The following is a 6,895-nucleotide window of genomic DNA, read 5'->3' on the forward strand; positions in this document are numbered from 1 at the left end:
CGGAGATGTGTATAAGAGACAGCGGCTTTGTGCTGTAAGCTTCGTCTGTTTCAAAATATTCGGGCAACGTGGTCGGCCAAAAATAGATCTCGCCGTTTAAATACACCGCGGAAATATATGTGTCGCAAAACAGGTTGCTCAGGGAAGTAAGCGGAAAATAAATCTTTCCGTCTACGGCTGTTATGTCGATGTTGTATTTGCCGTAATCCAAATCAAGCGCGTTTACCTCGCCCTTCATGATATTCTTTGCCTTCTTTATGTATACAGCCTCGGGGCCGTCGTTGTCCGCGTCGGTCGTTTCAATAGGCAAAAAATGCTCAAACTCTTTGCAGTGGATGGTGTCCTTTGCGGTATCTATCTCCATGGGAATGTTTGTCGAGCAGGTCACGCTGTACACGCCGTTGCCCTTTTCCGAAATCGAAAAGTCGTTGTCGAACAGCTTTCCAAGGTAATCGACAAAGCTGACATACGGTACCGACGGCATATCGTCATAAATCAGGCAGCTCAGCGTATCTTTTTTGTCTTCGCTGAACATATAAGCGGTTAAATCTTTTTTGCTGTATTTCCTTTCGGCCGCCGAAGCGCAGGGCGCAAGCGAGCCCGCGATGACAAGCGCCGAAACCGAGACCGCCGCGGCTTTTAGCGCGAATGAATATTTTTTCATTTTTGAACCTCCGTATTATTCATTTCCTATAATTATACATAATTTTAGCAGGAAACGCAAGGGTAATACGGCGCCAAACCGCACTTTTTGATGATTTAAAGGGGCGGGCTCATAACTCTTTAGAGCTTTGAGCCTGCCCCTGACGTGCAGATCGATATATAATGTGTTTGTTTTTAAGCGTTTGCTATGCCGAACCTTGCAAAGTTGGTTTCAAACAGGATCCTCGAGCTTGTATCTGCGCCTAAGCCGGTTTTGTTCAGCTTGCCACCGTTATCGGTGTCGCAGAAATCCATCGCGACAATACCGTAAAAGTTGTTCGGGTTTTTCTTGATATGGTCGGTCACCTTGGGAATAAGCCATTCCGCATAGCGTTGAGGTCCCTCTAAGCCCATGTAGGTATTCGACGATGTAAAAGTCAGCATAAATGCGTTTGTGCCTTGGCTCTTTTCTTTGTTCATAAAGGTGCCCGCGTCTGTCAGACCGTTATACACCCACTGCCATTTGTCGCTTTTCCAAATGCTGTCGTCTTCCCAATAATTATTCTTGAAGATCGCGTACTTTTTGTTGTCGTCCTTTACTGATAAGCCAAAGGTTTTGCGGGCCTTGTCGCCCATGGTCGTCACGGTTTTGAAAGCCCAGTCGCCGATGTATTTGCCGTTTTTGTAAACGCCGAAATCGCGGTTGCCGTTGCCTTTTATACCCATGTCGTTGCGGTAATGTCCCGCGTTTATATTTGTCATTATAACCAGCTTGCCTCTGGCTTCTCCCAATGTGGGAACATGGTCGCCCACATATATCTCGGGATATTCCGCGCGCGGGTTTTCAGCCTGCTGCTTATAAAAATCATATACAAAGGATTCTACCGTGGGGTTGTTGTCGCCGTCATCGGAGGCTATGTCCAAAATAACGGTTTCCGATGGGTTTTCCTTCAGGAACGTTTTCAGCCACTGCATCAGCTTTTCGTTGTTGACGTAGTCATAGCTTGAAACACCAAACGAGTTTTCAGACACCTTGCACTCAGCTGTAAAGCCGCCGTGCACTAATTTCAGCCTGTCGCTGGCGTACTTTATGTCCGAATGTTTCCGGTCGCCTTTTATCAATCCGTAGCGGATATCGAGGTACCTTACGCCGCGCTCAAGCAGACCTTCTTCGGAAACCTTGCGGTCTGATCTGAAAAATCCCTTGTCCGTCCATGTCTGCGTGCCGATATGGTACTTTTGCGTCAGCGTAAATACCGAAACCGGGTACACCGCCGATGAATGTACCATTGCGGCGTCATGCGCGCCGGGAATGGTTATCTCATTCAGCTTAATATCGTCGCGCAGGTATTTCATCCAGTTCTTTGACGATATGCTTTTGACCGACGTCGTTTTCTTTTCCGCGGCCGCGGCGTTTGCTGTTATTGTCGCCGCGCCGATCACGGTCGTCAGCGCCAGAACAGCAGATGTGATAGCTGTAAATAATCTTTTCTTTTTCATAATGTTTATCCTCCGTTGTGTTATTATTTCAAGTATTGCCTTGATCTTGTCTACAGTATATCAGACAGACTGCAACAACTTTACAACAAAACGAGGATAATTTAAAAAAATTTTTTAACGGCAAATCAAGCCAATTTCATGCTGTTCAGAATAGCTTGAAAATCACGGTGGTTTTCCTGATCCAAGCTTTTTAAGGATACATAATATATGGAGTAGAATTTTTGGTTAACGCGAAAAACGATCAGCTCGCCGCACTGCTCCACCGGCGAATCCGTCGCGGTGTATTCAAAGCGTACGCTGTACGCCTTTTTCGACGCAACGTCAAACTGACGTTTTTCGATGCACCTGTAGTTTTTCAGATTGCGCTTCATATTCCGCTCCGCTGAGCTGAGCACCGATTTAGCGTCCGTTAAATAATTTACGATCTTCGGTTTTGTGTACGATACCGATACAATAACATGGCGTTCGTTGCTACGTATACCAATGCGGTTGGTGTGGTCGCAAAAATACCGGTCGATCTCTTCAATGGACATCATATGAAAGTATTCGGGATATAAGAATTTAAGTTCGCCGCTGGCGGTTTGCAACATATTGCGTCCCCCTTTTCTGTTATAGCATGAGTATATCACTTATCGGGCAAAAAAACAAGTAGCTCACTTGCATACCGCCCGTTGAAAAAGGCGATAAAAAATTTCAAAAAAATAGCCGTCACACCTTGAAATCGCGGCGGTTATTCTATATAATATTTATATCAAAATTTATATCAAAAAAGGAGGTCACGAAAAATGAGAGGGAACCCAAACAAGGTCGCGCTGATTATCGTGATCATCCTTGCGGTGTTGATCGTTTTCTTCATCGTATCGTGTACAAACGGCAAAACCCCTTGGGGCAAGCTCGGCATTTCAATAAACAGATTTGAAGATCTTTATCAGCAATACGGATAACACAAACAGGGCTGCCAAACGGGCAGCCCTGTTTTGCTGTAAAAGTATGTTGCGGCGGCGTATCACGAATCGAAAAAGCGCTGCCCGTCGTCCGTCACAAGCCGCTCCGCTTTGGGGTACTCAAAAATGTCGCTGTTCTCCGCGTTCGCTTCAAGATAAGCGGCGAATTCGTTCGCGTACCACTTCGCCATTTCAAGGTTGTGCATGCGGTAGTAGCCGCAGTTTTCCGGAGTGGTGCCGGGCACCTGCGAAGCGTCGTTCACAGACTTGAAGGCTTTCAGAACCAAGGCGTAGATCTCCTGCGGAGTGCGGCTGCCCTTAAGAATAAGATAAAAGCCCGTAAGGCAGCCCATAGGTCCCCAGTAGATCACCTCGTCCTTCCAGACGGGGTCGTTGCGAAGAAAGGTCGCTATGATATGTTCAAGCGAATGCATAGCCGCAACGTCGATCACCGGCTCTCTGTTGGGTCTTTTAAGCCTTATGTCATAGGTCGTTACCGAGTATTCGCCCAAGTTATCCACCCTGCTTGTAAAAATACCGGGTACTATGCGCATATGGTCAACCGAAAAGCTCTGTATCAATTCCATTTCGTTTCCTCCTGTTAAATGTGCAATTGGTTTTCTTTAAATAACCATAACATATCCGCCCGCTTTTTGCAATAGTTTTTAAAATCGTCTTGATTATATACGCGCCCATATGATATAATTATCTCACCGGATTATTCTGACAATAAGGAGTGAATGACAATGAAATGTAAAAACTGCGGCGCACCGCTCAGCGCGGATATGCCTAATTGCCCCAATTGCGGCGCGCCTAACACGCAAAAAGGCAACCGCAAGCCGCTTATAATCACGCTCATCTGCCTTTCGGCGGTAGCCGTCGCGATGGCAGCGGCTTTTGTGGTTTTCATCACCAACAATAAAAAATCCAATCCCGACACCTTCGACTTCACCTGCGCCGAATACACTGACGAGATGAACCGCATCCTCGGCGCGGAAACGCTGCAAAAAGACAAGTGGAACGTCACCGAAACCAACGCCGTTTATTCCGGCGGCGATTTTGAGATCGGTCTTGACCTCGAGGAGAAAAGCCAAAAAATCAAGCAGATCAGCGTCGGCCCCGGCGACCGCGAAACTGCCGTTAAAATGGCAGCGGTAAGCGTCATGGCGGTCGATCCCGAAGTGTCCCAGCAGGAGGCGCTTACCCAGCTTGCCGATCTGTCCGAGGCAAAAAAGGATAAGATCGAAAACAAGTATTCCGTTATCACTCTCAACAAAGACAAAAAGCGCTTTGAGATCGCGCCCGGAACCGACAAAAAGAAAGCCTCAGACGCTGTAATAACCACCGAGCCCGCGACCACGCTGCCGGTCATCACGACCGAGGAACCGACCACCGTCGAGCCGACGACCGAGGAGCCGACGACCGAGGAGCCGACCACCGAGCCTCAGCAAAACGCCGCGTACAGCGCTTATCTGGAATATCTTGAAAACAACCGCAGTGATTTCGTGCACGATCAGCATCAATACTTCCGCGATCGCGAAGAAAACTCCATTGCGTTCAAAGACCTTAACGGCGACGGCGTTGATGAGTTCGTCTGCGTAAGATACGGTGACGAACAGCATATAAGGATCAATTTGACTATCTTCTCATATCACGCCGGCGAAATGATAACTATGTATGACGAGCAGATCTACTCAATGGCGGGAGCCGAAGGAGTATATCAGATCTTTGTTGACAGCGATTCAAAGCTTTACTCTATCGTTACACACGGCAGCTGCAACATAACAGAATATGATGTCGGCGAAACCACCGTTTCGGAAACGCTTTTAGCAGAAAAGGTTGTGAAAGGAACAGATGGTTCAACTCCGCCAAAATACTCTATCGGCGGTTCTTCGGTAACAAAATCGGAATTTGAAGATTATAAGCAGGAAATTCAAGACAAGGCTGAAACATATCTTTGCCATTATTATCATGAATCGGAAGGATTCTCTTCAAGTATAGCAATGTCGTACGACTCCGCCTGCGACTATCTCAGACAATAAAACACAAAACAAACAGGGCTGCCAAACGTCGCTCAAAAGAAAGATGCTAGATGCTAGAAGCTGGAGGCTAGATTAGGTATTAGGTACTAGGTATCAGGTATTAGGTATTACGTAGGGGCGCACCCATGTGTGCGCCCGTTGCCGCCTAATGTCATCTCGACCAAGTGGAGCGCAGCGAAACGCGTGGAGAGATACCCCAATGTAAGGCACAGACGTTTAGCTCAGTGAAAGCCTTCCCCCTTGTGGGGAAGGTGGGCAATTCGCTTTGCGAATTGGTCGGATGAGGGTGTTTGTCGCGGAGCGACAAAAGGGTTACCGCCTTTCCCCAATGTGTGGCAGGAACGTATAGTTGTGCAAAAGGCTCCTTTTGTAAAGGAGCTGTCGCGCCGCTTTGCGGCGTGACTGAGGATTTACTCGCACCGATTTTTCTGATAACACCGCGGTAATAAAGGATAACACGGCGCAGGAAATCCTCCGCCACGGCATAAATGCCGTGCCACCTCCTTTACGAAAGGAGGCTTTCTTTTTCTCAAACGTTGTTCTGAAAAAAGACCCGGACTTTTTCTACAGCATAAAGGGCTGCCAAACGGCAGCCCTTAATACTGTAAAAATATAGATTACGCTTTGCCGACGGAACCAAACAGCTCCATCTTTTCTTTAACGGTGTCCTTGATCGCCTGCGCGCCGGGAGCGAGAAGCTTTCTGGGATCGAAGCCCTTGCCCTGAAGATCCTTGCCCTCTTCAATATACTTTCTGGTAGCCGCAGCGAAAGCGAGCTGGCACTCGGTGTTTACGTTGATCTTGGAAACGCCAAGCTCAATAGCCTTCTTTATCATGTCAGCCGGGATTCCCGTGCCGCCGTGAAGAACGAGGGGCATGTCGCCGGTGAGCTGCTGGATAGCGTCGAGGGTCTCAAAGCTGAGTCCCTGCCAGTTGTCGGGATACTTGCCGTGGATGTTGCCTATGCCGGCAGCCAGCATGGTAACGCCCAGATCAGCAACCATCTTGCACTCCTGAGGATCGGCACATTCGCCCGCGCCGATAACGCCGTCTTCCTCGCCGCCGATAGAGCCTACCTCTGCCTCGATGGACAGACCCAGCTCGTTGCAGGTAGCTACAAGCTCTTTTGTCTTAGCGACGTTCTCGTCGATGGGATAGTGCGAGCCGTCGAACATGATGGAGCTGAAGCCAGCCTCAATGCACTTCTTGGCGCCTTCGTAGCTGCCGTGGTCAAGGTGGAGAGCAACGGGAACGGTGATGTTGAGCTCCTCAAGCATAGCGGTGACCATGCCGACAACGGTCTTGTAGCCGCACATATATTTGCCTGCGCCCTCGGAAACGCCGAGGATAACGGGAGAGTTGAGCTCCTGAGCTGTCAGCAGGATGGACTTTGTCCACTCAAGGTTGTTGATGTTGAACTGGCCTACAGCGTAGTGGCCTGCCTTTGCTTTGGTAAGCATTTCTTTTGCGTTTACTAATGGCATATTTATCTTCCTTTTTCATGAGATTTCAACAGAAAAGCGTCCCATTCTGTCGAGTTGCTATTATTATACAATAAAAAGCGGCAGAATAAAAGACTTTTCGGGAATTATTTTCATATTTTCTTTATAAAGTTTTAGGGGGAATGAATTATAGTAGGCAGGCTAAAGCGCCCACCGGCAGCCAACTTTGCATAAAAAACCTCTTTTTGACCCTGCCGTTCTTCAAAGCTTCCTATAATGCTAAACGTAATGATAGGCAGGCGAATGATGTCTCTTATACACATCT

7 protein-coding genes are annotated in these 6,895 nt (G+C 47.9%); 2 read left to right on the forward strand and 5 right to left on the reverse strand.

Features of this window, described 5'->3' with window-relative positions:
* From KQI83_RS16585 to KQI83_RS16595, 3 genes are all read right to left on the reverse strand, one after another.
* The coding region (locus tag KQI83_RS16585) for a hypothetical protein (RefSeq protein WP_216560446.1) at nucleotides 1-664 on the reverse strand (664 nt) is incomplete at its 3' end.
* A gap of 173 nt (nucleotides 665-837) precedes the next feature.
* Nucleotides 838-2,142: a hypothetical protein gene (locus tag KQI83_RS16590; protein ID WP_216560449.1), complete on the reverse strand. Its 1,305-nt coding sequence runs from the start codon at nucleotides 2,140-2,142 to the stop codon at nucleotides 838-840.
* A 125-nt stretch (nucleotides 2,143-2,267) separates the two neighbouring features.
* Nucleotides 2,268-2,732, reverse strand: a complete 465-nt coding sequence (locus KQI83_RS16595; RefSeq protein WP_216560452.1) for a hypothetical protein — start codon at nucleotides 2,730-2,732, stop codon at nucleotides 2,268-2,270.
* A 195-nt stretch (nucleotides 2,733-2,927) separates the two neighbouring features.
* On the opposite strand from KQI83_RS16595, the gene KQI83_RS16600 reads away from it, so the two are divergent.
* Complete coding sequence (locus KQI83_RS16600; RefSeq protein WP_216560455.1) at nucleotides 2,928-3,086, forward strand: hypothetical protein; 159 nt, start codon at nucleotides 2,928-2,930, stop codon at nucleotides 3,084-3,086.
* 62 nt (nucleotides 3,087-3,148) lie between these two features.
* Here KQI83_RS16600 and KQI83_RS16605 read toward each other — a convergent pair whose 3' ends face one another.
* Nucleotides 3,149-3,673, reverse strand: a complete 525-nt coding sequence (locus tag KQI83_RS16605) for an S-ribosylhomocysteine lyase (protein WP_216560457.1) — start codon at nucleotides 3,671-3,673, stop codon at nucleotides 3,149-3,151.
* 159 nt (nucleotides 3,674-3,832) lie between these two features.
* Here KQI83_RS16605 and KQI83_RS16610 point away from each other — a divergent pair, with 159 nt between their 5' ends.
* A complete protein-coding gene (locus tag KQI83_RS16610) occupies nucleotides 3,833-5,128 on the forward strand; it encodes a hypothetical protein (protein ID WP_216560460.1) in 1,296 nt (431 codons plus the stop codon).
* 617 nt (nucleotides 5,129-5,745) lie between these two features.
* Here KQI83_RS16610 and fba read toward each other — a convergent pair.
* A complete protein-coding gene (gene fba, locus KQI83_RS16615) occupies nucleotides 5,746-6,612 on the reverse strand; it encodes a class II fructose-1,6-bisphosphate aldolase (RefSeq protein WP_216560464.1) in 867 nt (288 codons plus the stop codon).
* Nucleotides 6,613-6,895: the final 283 nt, after the last annotated feature.

The sequence above is a fragment of the Roseburia sp. MSJ-14 genome (assembly GCF_018918225.1).
Classification (GTDB): domain Bacteria; phylum Bacillota; class Clostridia; order Lachnospirales; family Lachnospiraceae; genus Petralouisia.

Coding starts and splice junctions, on each gene's coding strand:
- KQI83_RS16590 (WP_216560449.1), bottom strand. CDS start 2,142: ATGAAAAAGAAAAGATTATTTACAGCTATCACATCTGCTGTTCTGGCG.
- KQI83_RS16595 (WP_216560452.1), bottom strand. CDS start 2,732: ATGTTGCAAACCGCCAGCGGCGAACTTAAATTCTTATATCCCGAATAC.
- KQI83_RS16600 (WP_216560455.1), top strand. CDS start 2,928: ATGAGAGGGAACCCAAACAAGGTCGCGCTGATTATCGTGATCATCCTT.
- KQI83_RS16605 (WP_216560457.1), bottom strand. CDS start 3,673: ATGGAATTGATACAGAGCTTTTCGGTTGACCATATGCGCATAGTACCC.
- KQI83_RS16610 (WP_216560460.1), top strand. CDS start 3,833: ATGAAATGTAAAAACTGCGGCGCACCGCTCAGCGCGGATATGCCTAAT.
- fba (WP_216560464.1), bottom strand. CDS start 6,612: ATGCCATTAGTAAACGCAAAAGAAATGCTTACCAAAGCAAAGGCAGGC.